Annotated in this window: 15 protein-coding genes; 6 read left to right on the top strand and 9 right to left on the bottom strand. The window is 36.0% G+C overall.

What is annotated here, in order from left to right; all coding sequences use genetic code 11:
• Nucleotides 1-96: 96 nt before the first annotated feature.
• Complete coding sequence (porT, locus tag DKG80_RS10765; RefSeq protein WP_109831350.1) at nt 97-888, bottom strand: type IX secretion/gliding motility protein PorT/SprT; 792 nt, start codon at nt 886-888, stop codon at nt 97-99.
• Entirely contained in the window at nt 837-1,562 is a 726-nt protein-coding gene (gene ubiE / locus DKG80_RS10760; protein WP_109831349.1) for a bifunctional demethylmenaquinone methyltransferase/2-methoxy-6-polyprenyl-1,4-benzoquinol methylase UbiE, read from the bottom strand. The genes porT and ubiE overlap by 52 nt, the downstream gene beginning before the upstream one ends.
• A gap of 132 nt (nt 1,563-1,694) precedes the next feature.
• Here ubiE and yihA point away from each other — a divergent pair, with 132 nt between their 5' ends.
• From yihA to DKG80_RS10745, 3 genes are all read left to right on the top strand, one after another.
• The gene (yihA, locus tag DKG80_RS10755) at nt 1,695-2,291 is read left to right on the top strand and encodes a ribosome biogenesis GTP-binding protein YihA/YsxC (protein ID WP_109831348.1); all 597 of its coding nucleotides are present in this window, start codon (nt 1,695-1,697) and stop codon (nt 2,289-2,291) included.
• Between the two features lie 123 nt (nt 2,292-2,414).
• Nucleotides 2,415-3,320: a tellurite resistance TerB family protein gene (locus DKG80_RS10750; RefSeq protein WP_109831347.1), complete on the top strand. Its 906-nt coding sequence runs from the start codon at nt 2,415-2,417 to the stop codon at nt 3,318-3,320.
• A gap of 38 nt (nt 3,321-3,358) precedes the next feature.
• Nucleotides 3,359-4,234 (top strand): DMT family transporter, encoded by an 876-nt coding sequence (locus DKG80_RS10745; RefSeq protein WP_109831346.1) that lies wholly within the window; start codon nt 3,359-3,361, stop codon nt 4,232-4,234.
• Here the strand turns inward: DKG80_RS10745 and DKG80_RS10740 are convergent.
• The 3 genes from DKG80_RS10740 to DKG80_RS10730 form a co-directional block, all read right to left on the bottom strand.
• Nucleotides 4,227-7,202 (bottom strand): caspase family protein, encoded by a 2,976-nt coding sequence (locus DKG80_RS10740; RefSeq protein ID WP_109831345.1) that lies wholly within the window; start codon nt 7,200-7,202, stop codon nt 4,227-4,229. The genes DKG80_RS10745 and DKG80_RS10740 overlap by 8 nt on opposite strands.
• A 27-nt stretch (nt 7,203-7,229) precedes the next feature.
• On the bottom strand, nt 7,230-8,765 hold the full coding sequence (locus tag DKG80_RS10735) for a DUF4384 domain-containing protein (RefSeq protein WP_109831344.1): 1,536 nt from the start codon (nt 8,763-8,765) through the stop codon (nt 7,230-7,232).
• Between the two features lie 83 nt (nt 8,766-8,848).
• On the bottom strand, nt 8,849-9,493 hold the full coding sequence (locus DKG80_RS10730; RefSeq protein WP_109831343.1) for a hypothetical protein: 645 nt from the start codon (nt 9,491-9,493) through the stop codon (nt 8,849-8,851).
• Between the two features lie 377 nt (nt 9,494-9,870).
• On the opposite strand from DKG80_RS10730, the gene DKG80_RS10725 reads away from it, so the two are divergent.
• Together DKG80_RS10725 and DKG80_RS10720 are read left to right on the top strand one after the other, a co-directional pair.
• Complete coding sequence (locus DKG80_RS10725) at nt 9,871-10,890, top strand: RluA family pseudouridine synthase (RefSeq protein WP_109831342.1); 1,020 nt, start codon at nt 9,871-9,873, stop codon at nt 10,888-10,890.
• Nucleotides 10,890-12,122, top strand: coding sequence for a 1-acyl-sn-glycerol-3-phosphate acyltransferase (locus tag DKG80_RS10720; protein ID WP_109831341.1), 1,233 nt, complete (start codon nt 10,890-10,892; stop codon nt 12,120-12,122). Before DKG80_RS10725 ends, DKG80_RS10720 begins: the two co-directional genes overlap by 1 nt.
• Here DKG80_RS10720 and prmC read toward each other — a convergent pair.
• Together prmC and DKG80_RS10710 are read right to left on the bottom strand one after the other, a co-directional pair.
• On the bottom strand, nt 12,112-12,963 hold the full coding sequence (gene prmC / locus DKG80_RS10715; protein ID WP_109831340.1) for a peptide chain release factor N(5)-glutamine methyltransferase: 852 nt from the start codon (nt 12,961-12,963) through the stop codon (nt 12,112-12,114). The two genes, DKG80_RS10720 and prmC, sit on opposite strands and share 11 nt — an antisense overlap.
• Before the next feature lie 108 nt (nt 12,964-13,071).
• Nucleotides 13,072-13,710 (bottom strand): YceI family protein, encoded by a 639-nt coding sequence (locus tag DKG80_RS10710; protein ID WP_109831339.1) that lies wholly within the window; start codon nt 13,708-13,710, stop codon nt 13,072-13,074.
• A 133-nt stretch (nt 13,711-13,843) separates the two neighbouring features.
• On the opposite strand from DKG80_RS10710, the gene ribD reads away from it, so the two are divergent.
• Nucleotides 13,844-14,881: a bifunctional diaminohydroxyphosphoribosylaminopyrimidine deaminase/5-amino-6-(5-phosphoribosylamino)uracil reductase RibD gene (gene ribD / locus DKG80_RS10705; protein WP_109831726.1), complete on the top strand. Its 1,038-nt coding sequence runs from the start codon at nt 13,844-13,846 to the stop codon at nt 14,879-14,881.
• A 288-nt stretch (nt 14,882-15,169) separates the two neighbouring features.
• On the opposite strand, the gene DKG80_RS10700 is transcribed toward ribD, so the two are convergent.
• Both DKG80_RS10700 and DKG80_RS10695 read right to left on the bottom strand, forming a co-directional pair.
• A complete protein-coding gene (locus tag DKG80_RS10700; protein ID WP_109831338.1) occupies nt 15,170-15,547 on the bottom strand; it encodes a co-chaperone GroES in 378 nt (125 codons plus the stop codon).
• Nucleotides 15,548-15,647: 100 nt separating this feature from the next.
• Nucleotides 15,648-17,996, bottom strand: coding sequence for a ribonucleoside-diphosphate reductase subunit alpha (locus DKG80_RS10695; RefSeq protein WP_109831337.1), 2,349 nt, complete (start codon nt 17,994-17,996; stop codon nt 15,648-15,650).
• Nucleotides 17,997-18,003: the final 7 nt, after the last annotated feature.

The following is an 18,003-nucleotide window of genomic DNA, read 5'->3' as shown; positions in this document are numbered from 1 at the left end:
AGTTGAATGAAGGTCTGTAAATTATCTTCTAAAACTATTATAGCTGTATAGGATTAATCATTCAATGAGATCACCTCATAATTGAAAAATTAACTATTACCTTCTTCTTTTTTTACCGCCACCTACTTTTAGTTCGGAAGGGCCTCCTTCGAATGTGATGTAGAAAGTGATAGTATGAAGAGCTAATCTTTGTATTGGGAAGCTGTATAAGTTTGGTTCACTTCTGTCCAATAAATCTAATAATCCCCAAGAATAACGAACCTCCGGAGAGAATTTGAAAAGAGACTGGTACAAATCAAATCCAGCTCCAAACTCAAGGTTCAAGTTGAAATTGTTGAGAAGTAGCCTTTCAGTATTATCTTCCTTCTCTTTAGTACCACTTACTTTGAACGAAGGATTAACTCCAACCAATCCATACATTCTGGTGTTTTTTCTCCTAACAGATTTGTATTTAAGTAGTAGAGGTAGTTCTACAAATGTAGGGTCGGATAAAGACTCTATAGTAGAACCATCTGTATATCGATAATCGAGTTTAAGTTGATTGAAACTAACAGTAGGACTGAAACGTGCATCTAATACATCATTGAAATGGTAATCTACTATAAAGCCAAGTTTAAATCCCGCAGCACCTTTTGCGACAATAGAATGTAAGGTGTCAAGTTCCGTTGAAGCATAGGCACTATCGTATTTCATTTTGAAATTGGATATACCAACACCTAATAAAAACCCGTAATGAATTTTTTGACTATCAAAAAAAGGGAGGTTCAATACTGAACGATCTTGTGCCTGACTAGTAATTGAATTCGCCAAGCAGGCGAAAATCGCTAGAGTAAGAATTACTTTACTGCTGTGTAAATTGAGCTTATGCCAAAGGTAAGCGGGATACATTTAGTTTCTTTTAAACCGACTTTAGTTAATACTTCCAAGAATCCATCACCATAAGGGAATTCTTGAACAGACTCAGGTAAATAAGTGTACGCTGCATTGTCTTTAGAGACTAATTTACCAATCAATGGCAAAATAGCCTTAAAATAGAACCCGTATAATTGTTTCATTGGGAATTTTGTTGGTTTTGAGAATTCAAGCACCATCAACTTTCCTCCATCTTTGAGTACACGTTTCATATCAGCGAGACCTTTTTCTAGATTTTGAAAGTTTCTCACTCCAAAAGCAACGATCACAGCATCAAACTTATTGTCTTCAAATAGTAACTGTTCTGAGTCTCCCATTTGCATCTCAATTTTTTCAGATAGACCAAGTTTCTTCATTTTCTCAATTCCAACATCGAGCATTCCTCTGGAAATATCTACTCCTATTACCTTGTCAGGTTGTAGTGATTTTAATGCTTCGATTGCTAAGTCTCCAGTTCCTGTAGCTACATCTAGTATGAGTTTTGGTTGATTGGCTTTGAGTTGTTTCATTGCCTTCTTTCGCCAAATAATATCGATCCCCATACTCAAGAAATGATTAAGGAAATCATACTTCTTACTGATGCTATCAAACATCTGTGAAACCTGTTCTTTTTTACTTCCTGTTTGGTCTTTATATGGTAATACTGTCAATGCCTATCGATTTAATGCTGCGCAATATTAATGACTATCCCTCGAATTGATCTAAACTCCAAAGAAATATGTCTGACAGGGACATTAGTCCAGTGGATTTAGCAATTTTGCGACTTTGCTGAGAAAGAAGATATGAAAATCAAGAGTGCGGAATTCGTCATAAGTAATCAAGATTACAAGAAGTGTCCAAAGTTGGACGAGCCAGAGTATGCCTTTATTGGTAGGTCTAATGTCGGTAAGTCCTCGCTCATAAATATGCTTACCAATAAAACAAGTTTAGCCAAGACATCAGGTAAACCAGGTAAGACACAATTGATTAATCATTTTTTTATTAACAAAGAGTGGTATCTAGTGGATTTACCTGGATATGGATGGGCTCAAGTCAGTAAAGTCCTTAAAGAGAAGTGGGATAAGATGAACAAAGATTATTTGTTGTTTCGAGAGAATATGGCAAGTATGTTTGTTTTAATAGATTCACGTATTCCTCCGCAAAAGATTGACTTAGAGTTTATTCAGTGGGCAGGAGAAAATGGGATACCTTTTGGGATAATCTTTACTAAAGCTGATAAACCTGGTAATTCAAAAATTCAAGCTAACATAGCAGCGTTCAGACGTGAGCTAAAAAAATCTTGGGATGAGTTACCTCCTAATTTTGTGACATCATCTGCTCAGAAGGTGGGGCAGCAAGAAGTTCTGAACTATATTCAAGCTATAAACGAAAGTTTGTAGATTAATAAGTAGTATTCTGTCTATTTACCAGTTTAGGAATATGAGCTAAATCTCTAAAATTTACTATATTCCAGCTGGACGATACCAGCTTTCAATTAGTTAAACTACAAAGTCGAATTACGAATGATCAGTGATCTTATACTTGAAGTAGAATCTAGAGTTCGAGAAACCAGAGAAAAGCGGTACGAAAACCAACCCAATGGCTATGAACTAGGAATGCAATTACTGTTCGCTACTCAAGAACATGTATCAGCATTAAAAGATATTGATTCTCAAGAGAAGTTGATTTCAGAAAAGGTGATTGATCATTTAGCTACTGAAATTCTCCAGTGTGGCATTGACTATTTCTTAACTACGAAAGATAACCCGAACTTTTCAGAAGCTAATGCTTTAGAAGTTTTGAATTCGGCTAAGTCCTTGACAAATAATTCCCAAATTAAGCAAAGGGTTGATGAAAACGTTCAAGGAATAGCAGACTGGATAAGGACTCAGGCTTACAGATATAACCAAAACAAACTTTATAATTTTAGTCGTATTATGCTTAATACGGCATTTGCCTTTATGACATGCGATGGTCATATTCATAAGAAGGAAATTGATCTAATTAGGAAGATTACTACTGAAAACGAACTTTTTAAAGGAATCAATATCGATGTGGAATTAGATGCCTTGATTATGGGGATCAACGCCATGGGATTGGAATTTTTGAAAGATTATTTCAAGATGGTGGATAGTGCTGAGCTAACTGAACATGAAGAGCTTCAATTAGCAGAGATGGCAATAAAGACTTTACTAGCAGATCAGAGGCTTGATTATAATGAGAAGAAGTTTTTTAAAATTTTCAGGTCTCTTCTTAATGTGACAGATAAGCAAATCAAGGACTATGTTCCGGATATAGCTGATGAGTTTTTTGAAAGGGATATTTTTTCCCACTCTTATTTAAGTCAATTGTTCGATGATTACTTTGGTAACATGTCAATCCCATCTTTTAGAAAACTAAATCAAAGAGAGGATATAGGAGTTTCCTGACTCTATCTCAATGGTTATAATATTCTACCTTAGCGCTCATGGATAAGAGAGTGCTATACTTTAGCCAGTTTATACTGTCTATTGTGTTTATGAGTTCTTCTGGAGCTCTAGGAAGGTTTATTGATTTACCCGTACCGGTAATTATTTGGTCACGATGTATTCTAGCAGCTGTTGCACTATTTTCAGTGCTGAAAATCACCAAACAATCAGTTTCACTCAAGAGTAAGTCGGATTTTTTTACAATACTAGTGACAGCACTGTTGTTAGGTTCTCATTGGGTGACTTACTTTCTTGCATTGAAATATTCAAGTGTAGCGATAGGAATGCTGTCTATGTTTACCTATCCAGTAATGACCGCAGTCATAGAACCTCTGCTTTTCGGTTCTAAGTTTGATATTCGTTCAGTTCTTTTGGCACTATTCAGTTTTTCAGGTGTTGTTTTCTTAGTTCCTGAGTTTTCGATTGGAAATCAAGTGACTATAGGAGTATTGTTTGGCCTGTTTTCAGCTCTAACATATGCAATTCGAAACATTCTTTCGAAGAGAATTGTGTCGGGGTATTCAGGCTTGACAGTGATGATGTATCAAGCAATGTTGATAGCAATAATGCTAACTCCTTCTATTTTTTTTATGGGTGACAATGATTTTGTAGCTCTAGAAATGAATGGTTGGATAGCAGTTGTACTTTTAGGTATTTATACAACAGCTGTAGGTCACAGCTTATTGGTAAATAGTTTTGCCCACTTTCCAGTGATTACTTTGAGTACCATATCTTGTTTAACTCCTCTATTCGGAATTATTCAAGGGTATTTATTTTTAGGAGAAAAGCCCACCCATCAAGTAATGATAGGTGGGGTGATTATTCTAATTGCTGCGGTTCTGGAAAGCCTGAGGCTGTTGAAGCGTACTAATTAGAATCCGAGCCAGCTAAAGCTAATCTGCTAATAGAGCTTGGTTTCTGAGTTGTAGGATGTTGTCTACCTCCAGTTAATTCTCTTACTCTTTCAGCAAGGTAGTAATCTAGTTCACGTAGATATATAACTCCATCCGGTTTGATATCAGCCTTTCCTTGTCCCAAACCTTCTAGAATAGCTAATGTAAATGCTCCATGTCCCCAGTCAGGATGCTCAAGGGAATATTCATAGCCAGTAGCTGCAGCCATTACTACTACTCCATATTCTTTAGAAGATATTTCTCGAACAGCCTCTGTATTATCTTGTTCTTTTGGACCAATACTATTCCCAAGCTGACCACTATGACAAGTGTCAATAAATAAAACCGTCTTGGCAGGTATGTTACTTATTTTGTCAGAGAAGTCTTTCCAATCTACGCAACTGACATTCGGATTTCTACCATTTCCATCATGAGGTAGGAAATAGTATTTATTCTTGAAATTGATACCGTGTGAAGCCATGAAAATTACTACCAAGTCATCCATAGTAGTATGCTCTTCGAGTTGCTTGAACGTTTCTATAATTTTATCCTTGGTAGCATCTATATCTGTAATTTTAATACTCTTGATATTATCATACATTTTACCCTTTTGATTTTTCCACATATCTGAAATGGCAGCGGCGTCTGCTTCTGCATAGTTCAAATTGTAAGTAGGGTTTTCAAATTTAGAAACACCAATAGAAACCACATAGAGGTTTTTTGGTCCTGATTGGTCGTCATTTACAGGGTCCAGAGTGAGTCTATTTCTAGTGCTTGCATCTGTAGGAGGGGTATAAACAGGAGCAGGTTCAGCAACTGCTTTTACTTCTTCAAAATCACCACTTGGCATTGGTTGGGGTATGAATCTAATGCTTTTGTCTGTACCTGTAATTTTCGACTTAGTATCCATTACGTATAGACTGACTTCGTACGAACCATTGCTTCCATTTGGTACTTTTAGCTCCATTTCTAGTTTTTCAGGGGTATTATCTCCTGATAGGGTTAGATCCTTTCTTGTCACTATAGGTTTACCATCTACAAGTAATCGTACCTTGTTCACTGGACTTTGAGAAGTAATGTTGAAAGAGAGAGTAGTACTATTGCCTTTAACAATACTATTCTTCACTACTGGATATACCCACTCTATTGTAGGAGGCGTGATTTCTTGTTCTGGTTTAGGATTTAGGTTCATTTCTTGAGCTACTTGTTCAAAGTTTTTTATCTCAAGAACTTTCAAAATCACATCTCTTCGATGATAATGTTTACTGAATGCTGACACATCATGAAAGTCAGCTAGTTTTTTCTCTCCTTTATTGATGTGCCATCCTATATATTTTTCACCACCTGCTGAAGCTTCATAGAATCCTTGAGGGGTCCAGATCACCCATTCATTGTCTGTTGATACAAATAGTGTGGCTAGATTTTCTCCACTATTGATATTCCATATTTTGATTGTTTGGTCTCCATTCCCAGATAATAGTAATTGTTCGGAAGGTATCTCAGATACTGCCCAAGTTTCTCCTTCATGTCCAGAATAAGTACCTAATTGTTGTCCATCAGAGGTGAATTTTTTCAAAGTGAATGAAGACCCTACTACAATACCCGCATTATTCTGTACATAAGAAAAAGATCTTACAGCACCATCTTTGGATTCGTCCATTTGGATGGTTTGTCCACCAATGGCGAAAGAGGTACTGGATTCTTTAGTGAGTAATTTGCCATTTCCATTCAGTCTACGACGTTTGTAATCCATTTGATCTACTTCAGATAGATCAAGTTTTAAGTCTGTTAATGAAAAAGCTTTTTCAATTTTAGTGTCATCAAGACTTCCAGTTGGATTACTTTGTCCAAAACCAATCTTTTTGTCAGAACCTGCGCCTACGGCGTAGACACTTTGTCCATTACCTACAAGGTTTCTAACTAGTTTACCCGTTCTTTGATCCCATATTAGGATGTTTTTGTCATCTCCGCCGGCAGATGCAATATAGTAACCTTCTTGACCATCGAATGATCCGAATGGAGCAGTAGTAGTAGCAGTGACTGAATTGGTATGTTCACTGAAAGTAGACATTACAATCTGAGAAGAAAGGTCTAATGTGACCCCTACACGTCCCATTACAGTAAGATACTTGTCATTAGGACTTATTTCAACTACACCAGCAGCACCAGGAAGTGTCTTGATAACTCCCATGAAACGACCATTACTGGTCCATTTAATAAGTTGACCGTCGTCTCCACATGAGTAAGCATTGTCCCCTGTAGACGTGAACTTGATAGATCTTACTTCATCAGTATGGATTTTAGCTCTGCTTGATTGAACGGAATTTGGATTAGATAAATCATATGATCTTAAAAAACCTTCAGCGTCTCCTGCTAAAACCATTTTTCCATTAGGGCTTATGGCTATACAGTTCGGAAGAACAGGAGAGTCTATGTCTGCAATTAGCTTGGGAGGAGAGTTCTTACCTAAGTCTGCTATATTCCAAACTTTGATTGTATGATCAGCACTTGAAGTTACCATTCTATATCCATCAGCAGATATTGTCATATCTAGGATGACATTAGTATGGGCGTTGATGAGTTGAGCGACTGATTCATCATAGAGATTTAGCATCCTAATTTGGCCAACTTTGGTTTCAGAGCCGCCAATATTATCAAAGAAGCCTCCCAAGAATAAGTATCTCTGATCTTTAGAAAGAGCAGCAGCATAGATTTTGCCCTTTGCACCAGACTCTTGTTCAAACCTGTAAGTTTTTTTTAATGAACCAGCTGCAATATCCCATAATCGGACAGTTTTATCTTCTGAGGTAGAGATCAAGAATTTACCTCCTTCTACGAAAAAAATGTCATGTATCAGCCCCGAATGCCCTTGATTGTCAATTACAAGTTGCTGAGCACTGGATGACAAGTAGGCTGTCAAAATAAGAAGAATAGTCAGTTTGCCTTTCATAATAAGTATAATTTTAAACGGCCGATATTAGCGTCTCATGGTAGTGAATACTAATCTCTTTTCTGCTTTTACCTCTTCTGTACTAGTGCTTTTAACTCTTTTAAAGCCTCTAGACTTTACTTGAATTGCAGCAATTCCTTCAGTGATGAATTCATATCCATATTGCTCTTCTGTATATAATTCTTCAAATGGTTCATCTTGAGCATTCATTTGTAAAGTTTCTACTCCAAATGGCTCTGCACATTCAAACTCATACGGAAGTTCATAAGTCTTATTGATCAAGTCTCGATTGATATAGTAATTGTCAAGCAGTAATACCTTGCTACCGTCCGCCAGATAATAGACTATTCTCAGGTAGCATTCTTTGTTAGCTCTTACGAAAAGTTTCAAGATTTCACCTTCAGTGTAGATTAGATTGTCTTTGCCTTTATTGGTCCAGATTTCAATATTTAAATTTCCTCCGGTGACTTCATTCGCAGCAAACTCTTTCATGTTGATCAAAGCCTGCTTGTAGTTTTCAGGCTTAAATACAATGCCATTATTTATCAAAGTAGATTTAGGTAAGTAGCATTCACTACTGGATACCGCTTTTGAATCTTTTTTGGATCTTAGGATAGTTACGATTTTTAGCTTATCAGATTCCTCCCAATAAGTTCCATTAAGAACTAAAATATCATTTTCGGTTGCTGCATTGTTAGTAACGGAGAAGCCTTCTAATGTAAGTTTTTGTTCTATGGCAAATTTCAACCTTCTTGAAAATGGACTACCCATCGGGGTATCTTCATAAGTGAAGTTATTGATGCTAATAGGGGTAGACTTATCTGTTAGTTGAGTACTCATAGCAAATGCTATATAGTAAGCAGCATCTTCAAGAGAAAACTGTTGATTGCTTCTAATACTATTGATTTTCTGCTCTACTTTGGCTTTAAATGAGTTGATTTCTGACCTTTTTGTTGAGGGTAAATTGTAGTTGCCAGTCAAGGTCACTAAGATCATTTGAGCATGCTCAATTTCTCTAAAATCTGTTTGGAATCCGAATAAGATTTTTAGCGCTTTTTGATTGTTGCCTTGAGAAATATGATTCTCAACTATTCCAAAGTCTGAATTGAATTTATCTATAAAAGATTTTATAGCATTTTCATAGTATTGTATAACTTCAGTTTTTTTTGCGTATGCAAATGCATAAGCCGTCTTCTCTTTTTTTCCTTCCGATATATAGGTTTCTACTTTAAGCCCTGCTATTGTAGCGTTAGCAGCGGAAACACTTGCTGACTTTAAATCTTCGTTTGTGGTTCCATTTGAAGTGTTAATTTCTAGGGTGACTGTAGATTGGATATCTGTGACGATGCTTTGTACTAGTTTATCTTTGGCGTATCCAGATAATCTTTCAAGAATGTCTTCTCTTGGTTCTTCTTTAACAATTAATTCTGAGCTAAATCCAGTTAAGTATTTGCTTTCAGGATACATCGCATTTCTTCTAGAATAGTTTGTCCAAGAAGCTTCTTGAGCGAATGATGCTAGGTTAGAAAAGATTAGTAAAAAGGCAATTAGTGAATTTTTCATGGTGAATGAAAATAGGTTTAGAATAACAAAGGGAAGCTGTAAACTTCCCTTTGTATAATATTTATTTTAATAGAATGAACAAATTAGAAGTTCATCAATTTATCAAGCTTCTCTCTAGTGATATTAGATTTTTCAGCTAGTGATTGCTTGATTACATCTTGTGCAGCTTGCTTAGCCAATTCAGCACTATACGCGATTCTTAAATTACATTCGTAATTCTTTTTATTTTTTCTATATAGCTCTGTTAGCGTGATTACTCTAGCCAGCTTTTGAGAAATTACTTCAGTAGAAGCAGAGATTGTTTCTTGAACAGTAGCAGCTTCATCAGCTGTCAATTGAGTAGTACTCAAATTAGTCTCAACAATAGATGCGATACTTGAGCTTATTCTACCTGCTAAATCTTGCTTAGCGATAGTAGATGCTTGAAGTTTAGCAGCAGACTGAGTACCTGCTAAAGCATTACCTATACCTACATAATATTTAGGATAGCCCATGTCATCAGTCTCGTACTGTTTCATCCAAGCTTTTTCGATTTGCTTTTCTAGAGGTAAAGAACCAGGTTGTGTAAACCATTTTTCTTTGCCAAGTGCCTTAGCCTCTTTTCTTGCGTCTTTAATCGCTTTTTCTTTGATCTGCTTTCTTAGTTCTTTTTCAGATTGTTGTGCTACAGCTACGCTTGCGAATAATACCAAGATAGCAGCAATGAATGTAGTGAATGTCAGTTTCATGATTTTTCGATAATTAAATTTTTGGGGTGATTAAGTTAGCAATTTTATTATTTAAGATTTTAGATGCACTCTTTTTTCGATGAATATAGCTTAGTGTTATTTGGACAGGTGACATTCCTCTATAAGTACCAAATTTAGGTTTGTTTGGACAGCATTCATATAAGTTTATGAATTAACAAGAATTTAAAATAACTAACCATAGTGCAGAATACTGAAATTGAGTTGATTCTAAGTTTTTGTTAATCAATATTTTAAACGTAATAGAATAATTATTCCTATTTATCTCTTTGTTTGAATCTTACAGATTTATTGCAATTTAAATTGTTACAATAAAGTTCCAATTTAAAATCCGGGTTAAAACACTAAATTTGCGCCGCATGAAAGAGGACGAGATTAACGACGAGTTATACGAGCATCATCGTATAGATGTAGATCCCGGTCAAGAGCTACTGAGATTAGACAAGTTTTTGATGGATAAACTACCTAATACTACTCGAAACAAAGTCCAAGACGCAATTAAAGATGGTTTTGTTTTAGTCAATGACCAGAATACTAAATCCAATTATAAAGTTCGTCCTAATGACGTAATTACAGTATCTCTTCCAGAGCCTCCGTCTGATACTGATGTTGTTCCAGAAGATATTCCTTTGAATATAGTTCATGAAGATGATGATATTCTTGTGGTTAATAAAGAACCTGGGATGGTTGTACACCCAGCTTATCAAAATTGGTCTGGAACGTTGGTCAATGCTTTGGCGTATCATTTTCAAAACTTGCCAACAATGACTGGAAATGATGGACGTCCAGGATTAGTTCATAGGATAGATAAAGATACATCAGGACTATTAGTAATAGCGAAGACAGAGAAAGCTATGACAAGTCTAGCAAAACAGTTTTTTGACCATAGTATAGAGAGAACTTATTACGCTCTGATATGGGGAGAGCCTGTAGAGGAAAAAGGAACCATTGATGTTAATCTAGGTCGAAGTTTGAAAGATCGCAGGATTACGACCGCTTTTCCAGAAGGTGATTTTGGTAGAGTAGCAATTACACATTATGAGGTAATTAAGACATTGAGATATGTGTCATTGATTAAGTGTAATCTTGAAACAGGTCGTACACATCAAATTAGAGCCCACATGAAGTATTTAGGACATCCATTATTCAATGACACTACTTATGGTGGGGATAGGATTTTGAAGGGGACTACTTTCACCAAGTATAAGCAGTTTGTGGACAATTGCTTTAAACTATTACCAAGACAAGCTTTACACGCTAAGTCGCTTGGATTTGTCCATCCAACCACCAACAAGTTTGTTCAATTTGATTCTGAAATTCCTAACGATTTACAAACTGTGATCGATAAATGGGAAAACTACGTTAATACGGTAGACTAATGGGAGTGATACAACGCATCTGGTATTTTTCATTTTGGTTTTTTGTTAGAACGGCACTGATGATTTATTACCGTGAGATAAAAATCTCTGGCAAAGAAAACCTTAAAAAGAACGCACCTATGATCTGGGGTGCTAATCATGAAAATGCACTTATAGACCCATTGATTATGACTACTCGTTTCCCTCTTAGTATTCATTATTTGGTAAGAGCGGATGTGTTTAATAATCCAATTGTTAGAGCGTTTTTGAATTCGCTTAATTTAATGCCTGTTTATAGGATGAGCGATGGTGTTAATTCGGTTAAGGCTAATGAAAAAATATTTGACAATTGCTTTAAGATTTTTGCAAAGGGAGAGCATTTGATTCTTTTTCCAGAGGCTACTCACGATGATCGTAGACTAGTGAAAAGGGCAAAAAAAGGGATTAGCAGAATCGCTATAGGGGCAATGAACTATAAAGACGCTCCTGATGAATTGTATATCATACCAACGGGTATGAACTACTCTAGACATCAATATTTTCGATCTTCAGTGCATATCATGTTTGGGACTCCGATTAAAGTTGAGAAGCAAGAAATGACAAGTGAGAATATTGATAAGATCAAAGACCTTTACGATGCAGGGTTACAAGAAGTGTCAGTAGCACTACCAAGAAAAGATTTTGAGGTTTACAATTCGATATTTTTTCATGATCAGAATCCAGGAGAAGTTCTTGATCCTGTAGATATTAACACTAAGGCTTCAGAGATAAGTCAATACATCAGCGAAGAGCAAAAAGAACAGGTCTTGAAAAAGACTAAAGAACTAGAGAAGGCTGGAGTAAAGTTTCCTTTTGAAGCAAAGAGTAATTATTGGAAACATGCTCTTTTGGCAATTATTCTATCTCCATTTGCATTCGTAGGTTTTCTATCAAATTTACCAGCATTGTTAGCTGGGAATATCTTGATGAAAGGCTTCAAGGATAAGGTTTGGAAGGATACAATTCACTTTGCTATAGGAATGGTACTTGTTCCCACATTTTGGTTGGTACTATTCTTTATAGTCAAAGGTCTATCAGATGTTTGGTGGATTGGGGGAGGAGTGGTTTTGTTTTCATTAGTTTGTTTGATTTTAATGAAAATAGTAACTCGTCACTGGAGAGTATTTACCAGCAACAGGAAGGTTTTTGGAAATCCTGAATTAAAGAAAAAATACGAAGAGTTTATAAATCTAATTGCTCAGTTTAGGGCTTAACAGCTGAAGCGAAACGCTGCTTGTCATTGATGTCGTTGTGGATTTTTGGGTGTTCAAATCCATGATGCTGTAATAGTAAAAGTATATTCTTGCCGAATTGTTCGTTGATTTCAAAAAAAAGCGCGCCGCCACTTCTTAGAGAGATATGCGCTTCTTCCATTATTGTTTTATAGAATATTAATGGATCATTATCGGGAACAAATAGCGCAAGTTCTGGTTCATAATCTAATACATTCCTTCTCATTTGATATTTTTCATGATTAGTAACGTATGGAGGATTACTGACAATAATGTCAAACTCCTCAGTTAAGTTTTGAGTCAGAATATCTATCTCGTGAAATTGAACATCAGAATTTAGTTTAGAGTTGTTCTTAGTTGCTACTTTAATAGCATCCATACTAATGTCATACGCATGGACAGTTGAATCATTGATCTCAAGGTCTAAGGTACAGGCAATACATCCAGAGCCTGTTCCGACATCAGCGATTTTGGGACGATGCCAGTTGTCGTAGTTTTTGATTAGTTCTATTAATGATTCTGTTTCCTGTCTAGGAATTAATACATTAGGGTTTACATAGAACTTCCTACCAAAGAAATCAGCTTCTTTTAGAATGTATTGAATGGGCTCATTGTTAGATAAGCGATTGATAATAACCTCGTATTTGAGTTGCTGAGCATCCGTAGGTAAGAAAGGCTCATCAATGATGATGTCTACTCTATTTAACCCAAAGACCTTATGAAGAATCATGTATGCGATTGATTCAGACTCTGGAATATCCATATAAGATTGTAAGATTTTGGCTGTGTAGCTCAGTGTCTTACGAGGAAAATACTGGAACATCCTGCGAATTTATAAGGAATAATTGCCTTATTTACTAAAGCAAATAAAAAAGGTCAGCTCCCGCTGACCCTTTAATAATTTCGTTATGCCCCTTGAACGCTATTAAGATTATAACGTCACTTCTAATTTAAAAATGTCATTTATAGCTTTGTCTCCCAAATCTTCGAAAAAGTTAGAAGAACCGTATTTTACGTTGTATTTGGTTCTATCTATTTCTACAACAGCTGTGTAACTAACTTTACCGTCTTGTTCTGTTTTAGTTACCTCAAAAGCTTCCTCTAGAGTAGTCTCCTTTATAGTTAAATCAGCTGTAACTTTAATTACATCACCTTCTCCTGCTTCTATCGATTTGATAGCCAAAGTGGATGTAGGGAAAGTAGCAGTGCCAAAGAAGTCATCAGAGTTAAGATGTCCTTCTAGCTTTTGCTTCCATTCACCTTCTAAGTCAGTATCTGTTATGGTAGTCATATCAACTATGATCGATCCACCAGTTAATTGACCTTCTTCAAAAGTTAGGTTGTTTTCTTTAATATCAATAGTTCCAGTGTGAGAGTCGCCTGTAATTTTTGTGCCAGTCCATGTAATGGTTCCTAAAGATTCTGTTGATTCTTTAGTCTCCTCTATCACAGCTTCTGTCTCTGTTGTTTCTACTTCAGTAGTTTCGGATTCAGCTTTTTTTTGTTTGGTACACGCTGTAGTAATGAATAATACAGATGCTACTAAAGATAAGATCTTAGATGAATTCATAGTTTATTGGATTTAGTTAAAAGTTTAATTCAATGTTTGAGTACTTGAAGTTAGCTTAAATAAATATTTGTTGTAACAAGATTGAATTTTTATTTGTATGTAGAGTCCTTGACTAATGATATATTTTTGGGTTATGAGTATTCAGGAAGATATTGCATTCATGGACAGGGCGTTTCAGCTAGCTTTAAAAGGAACTGGTAATGTTAGCCCCAATCCAATAGTAGGGTGTGTCATAGTACATGATGGTAAAGTAATAGGTGAGGGGTGGCATAAAAAATATGGTGAACCTCATGCAGAGGTCAACGCAGTTAATTCTGTTGAGGATAAAAGTTTACTTTCTAATAGTACAGCTTATGTAACATTAGAACCCTGTGCTCATTTCGGAAAAACTCCTCCATGTGCAGATTTATTGGTCAGTCATCGACTAAAGAAAGTTGTAATAGCCAATCGAGACCCATTTGAATTAGTTGATGGTACTGGTATTTATAAACTAGAGAAAGGGGGAGTGGAAGTAGTTGTAGGAGTTGGTCAAGAGAAAGGTCTTGAAATAAACAAGCGATTTTTTACTTATCACCAAAAGAAGCGTCCATATATCATTCTTAAATGGGCACAAACAGCTGATGGTTTCATAGCTAGAGAAAATTATGATAGCAAGTGGATCAGTAATGAATACTCTAGAAAACTAGCGCACAAGTGGCGTGCTGAAGAGGACTCTATTCTGGTAGGTACTAATACTGCTCTTTATGACAATCCTTCACTAAGTGTCCGAGATTGGCGAGGTAATCACCCTATTAGATTGGTCATAGATAAATCCTTAAAACTAGATAAATCACTAAACTTATTTGATCGCTCCATTCCTACTTTGATTTACAATCTTTCTAAGGACGATAAGGGGCAAAATTTAGAGTATAAAAAATTAGATAATAATAAGTTTTTAGAATCGATTATGGGTGATCTGTATGAAAGAAAAATAGGGTCTGTATTTGTTGAAGGAGGAGCAGGTGTATTAAATTCTTTTATCGAGGCAGGTCTTTGGGATGAGGCTCGTGTTTTTAAATCTTCAAATGAGTTTCAAAAAGGAATACTAGCTCCTAGAGTTGAAGGAAGGTTAGAGAACAGCTTTGATTCTAAAGGAGATATTGTCGATATAATTAAGAATGTCCAATATTAACTCCTCTACTTCATGCAATAGAAAACTTACTCCGAGTCTAAACAAATTCAAATCAGTCGTTTCACTAAGTTTTGATCAATCTCTGTAGTAGAGTGCTATGCTTCTTTCTCAAAACTCACTTTATTGTTGTTTAAAATCTCATTACAAAATTTCAATCTATGAAGAGGGTTAAAGAAACTTTTTGTCCTTTCTAGAGGTAAGATTCCTTTATTATTAGTATCAAGTCAGTTCCTCTACCACTGATTATTACTTGTGACCTAAACATTATTTAGAAAGAGATGAGGTTTGTTAAAACAAATCCTCATCTCTTTCTAGCATTAGAATTGCTGACTGGGGTACAATAAAATACTTTTCATCTTGATATTGAATTTCATAAGCATTATTGAGAAGAAAAATAGCTTTATCCCCTTCTTCGGCTTGTAGAGGAATGTATTTTATTTTTTCTTCTTCAGGTTTCCAGTGATCATCTTCGTCAGTTGTGGTCGGTAGAACATAACCTGGTCCTGTTTTTACAATATAACCAGATTGAATTTTTTCTTTCTCTTTTACTCCTGGAGGTAGATAAATGCCAGAAGCCGTTTTACCAGCGTCTTTTTCAGGTTTGATGAGTACACGATCCCCTACAATAATCAGCTTGCGCAACTTATTATCTTTTGTCAATTCCATCTTCACAAATTTAGAGTGCGCAAAAGTATAGAGTCATTTTTATACAAAAAAGCCCTTAAACTATCTGTTTAAGGGCTTTTAAATAATATTTAAAAGAGTTTTAGCTACCGCATCCGATACATTCGAAATCTGAATTTGCTTGACCATCTCTATCAGTTAAAGCTGCAGCTTCAGATTGTGTTTTTGCATCTTTTTGAACTGTAAACTTGATAGCGTCAGCAGCAGCCTTAGTTCTCAAGTAGTACATTCCAGTTTTTAGCCCTTTTTCCCATGCATAGAAATGCATAGAGGTCATTTTACCAAAGTTTGGCTCTTGAAGGTGAATATTCAAACTCTGACTTTGACAGATATAAGCACCTCTATCAGCAGACATATCAAGGACGGCTTTCTGAGATATCTCCCAAACAGTTTTATAAAGGTCTTTAATGCTTTGTGGAATCTCTGGAATACCTTGGATAGAACCATTCGCTTGCATGATTCTATTCTTCATGCTATCATCCCAAAGGTTTAGCTCAATTAAATCATTCATTAAGTGTTTATTCACTACAATGAATTCGCCAGACAATACTCTTCTAGTGTATATGTTAGAAGTATACGGTTCAAAGCATTCGTTATTTCCTAGGATTTGTGAAGTAGAAGCTGTAGGCATCGGAGCTACTAGCAACGAATTTCTTACACCGTGTTTCTTTACTTCTTGTTTCAAAGTAGTCCAGTCCCATCTATCTGTTGGAGTTACACCCCACATGTCAAACTGGAAAATTCCTTTAGATACAGGTGATCCTTCGATAGTTTCATAAGGACCATCTTTAATAGCTAAGTCTTTTGAAGCCGTCATTGAAGCGAAATAGATCGTTTCAAAAATCTCTCTGTTTAATGTTCTTGCTTCTGGAGAGTCAAAAGGCATTCTCAATTTGATGAACGTATCAGCCAGTCCCTGAACACCAAGACCAATAGGTCTATGCTTCATATTAGAGTTTCTTGCTTCCTGTACAGGGTAGTAATTGACGTCAATTACTTTATTTAAGTTCTTTGTGATCACATAAGTGATATCGTAGAGCTTTTGATGATCAAATTGACCATCTTTTATATACATTGGAAGCGCTATAGAAGCCAAGTTACAAACAGCAACCTCATCAGGAGAAGTGTACTCCATGATTTCAGTACATAGATTACTTGACTTAATAGTACCTAAGTTCTTCTGATTTGATTTTTTATTTGCGTGATCTTTATAAAGCATATAAGGAGTTCCTGTCTCGATTTGAGACTCTAGAACTTCAAACCACAAATCTTGAGCTTTGATAGTTTTTCTTCCCTTTCCTTCTGCTTCATATTTAGTGTAAAGCTTTTCGAACTGATCACCATAAGCATCAGACAATCCAGGACATTCATTTGGACACATCAATGTCCAGTCACCATTTTCTTTAACTCTTTTCATGAAAAGATCTGGAATCCAAAGTGCATAGAACAAGTCTCTTGCTCTTAATTCTTCTTTACCATGATTCTTTTTTAAGTCTAAGAATGCAAAGATATCCGCATGCCAAGGCTCAAGATAGATAGCAAAACTACCTTTTCTTTTCCCCCCACCTTGATCTACATATCTGGCAGTCATGTCGAAGTTTCTAAGCATTGGCACGATACCGTTAGATACTCCATTTGTTCCTTTGATGTATGACCCTGTAGCTCTTACATTATGAATGCTCAATCCTATCCCCCCAGCGGATTGAGAAATTTTAGCAGTTTGCTTTAGTGTGTCATAGATACCATCGATACTGTCATCCTTCATAGTCAATAAGAAGCATGAAGAAAGTTGTGGTTTAGGCGTACCAGCATTGAATAAAGTTGGAGTCGCGTGAGTGAACCACTTTTCAGATAATAAATGATAAGTCTCAATAGCCGCATCAATATCTTCTTTGTGAATACCAACAGCTACTCTCATCAACATGTGTTGAGGTCTCTCTACTATTTGACCATCTAGTTTCATTAGATACGATCTCTCTAGAGTCTTAAAGCCAAAGTAGTCATAGCTAAAATCTCTATCATAGATAATAGTAGAGTCTAGTAATGCAGCATTTTCTTTGATGATGCCATATACGTCAGTAGCAATTAATGAAGCATTTTCACCAGTCTTAGGATCGATGTAAGTATACAATCTCTTCATAGTATTAGAGAAAGACTTACTAGTTGTCTTATGCAGGTTTGAAATAGCTATTCTTGCTGCTAGTTTAGCAAAATCAGGATGAATCGTAGTCATTGATGCGGCGGTTTCCGCTGCTAGATTATCTAGCTCTACAGTAGAAACACCATCATAGATTCCATTGATTACCTTTTTAGCTATATCAATTGGCTCTAGAAAGCGTGTGTTTAAACCGTAGCACATTTTTTCGATACGTGCTGTTACTTTGTCGAATTTGACGGATTCGTGCCTTCCGTCTCTCTTTACTACTAACATTGGCTAT

It is taken from the genome of Reichenbachiella versicolor (assembly GCF_003171675.1).
GTDB lineage: Bacteria > Bacteroidota > Bacteroidia > Cytophagales > Cyclobacteriaceae > Reichenbachiella > Reichenbachiella versicolor.
Note: the sequence above shows the minus strand (reverse complement) of the source record. Positions and strands in the feature narration are given on the sequence as shown.

What these genes read in the sequence shown, in the direction of transcription:
- porT (WP_109831350.1), bottom strand. Translation starts at nt 888, where the DNA reads ATGTATCCCGCTTACCTTTGGCATAAGCTCAATTTACACAGCAGTAAA.
- yihA (WP_109831348.1), top strand. Translation starts at nt 1,695, where the DNA reads ATGAAAATCAAGAGTGCGGAATTCGTCATAAGTAATCAAGATTACAAG.
- DKG80_RS10750 (WP_109831347.1), top strand. Translation starts at nt 2,415, where the DNA reads ATGATCAGTGATCTTATACTTGAAGTAGAATCTAGAGTTCGAGAAACC.
- DKG80_RS10745 (WP_109831346.1), top strand. Translation starts at nt 3,359, where the DNA reads ATGGATAAGAGAGTGCTATACTTTAGCCAGTTTATACTGTCTATTGTG.
- DKG80_RS10740 (WP_109831345.1), bottom strand. Translation starts at nt 7,202, where the DNA reads ATGAAAGGCAAACTGACTATTCTTCTTATTTTGACAGCCTACTTGTCA.
- DKG80_RS10735 (WP_109831344.1), bottom strand. Translation starts at nt 8,765, where the DNA reads ATGAAAAATTCACTAATTGCCTTTTTACTAATCTTTTCTAACCTAGCA.
- DKG80_RS10730 (WP_109831343.1), bottom strand. Translation starts at nt 9,493, where the DNA reads ATGAAACTGACATTCACTACATTCATTGCTGCTATCTTGGTATTATTC.
- DKG80_RS10725 (WP_109831342.1), top strand. Translation starts at nt 9,871, where the DNA reads ATGAAAGAGGACGAGATTAACGACGAGTTATACGAGCATCATCGTATA.
- DKG80_RS10720 (WP_109831341.1), top strand. Translation starts at nt 10,890, where the DNA reads ATGGGAGTGATACAACGCATCTGGTATTTTTCATTTTGGTTTTTTGTT.
- prmC (WP_109831340.1), bottom strand. Translation starts at nt 12,963, where the DNA reads ATGTTCCAGTATTTTCCTCGTAAGACACTGAGCTACACAGCCAAAATC.
- DKG80_RS10710 (WP_109831339.1), bottom strand. Translation starts at nt 13,710, where the DNA reads ATGAATTCATCTAAGATCTTATCTTTAGTAGCATCTGTATTATTCATT.
- ribD (WP_109831726.1), top strand. Translation starts at nt 13,844, where the DNA reads ATGAGTATTCAGGAAGATATTGCATTCATGGACAGGGCGTTTCAGCTA.
- DKG80_RS10700 (WP_109831338.1), bottom strand. Translation starts at nt 15,547, where the DNA reads ATGGAATTGACAAAAGATAATAAGTTGCGCAAGCTGATTATTGTAGGG.
- DKG80_RS10695 (WP_109831337.1), bottom strand. Translation starts at nt 17,996, where the DNA reads ATGTTAGTAGTAAAGAGAGACGGAAGGCACGAATCCGTCAAATTCGAC.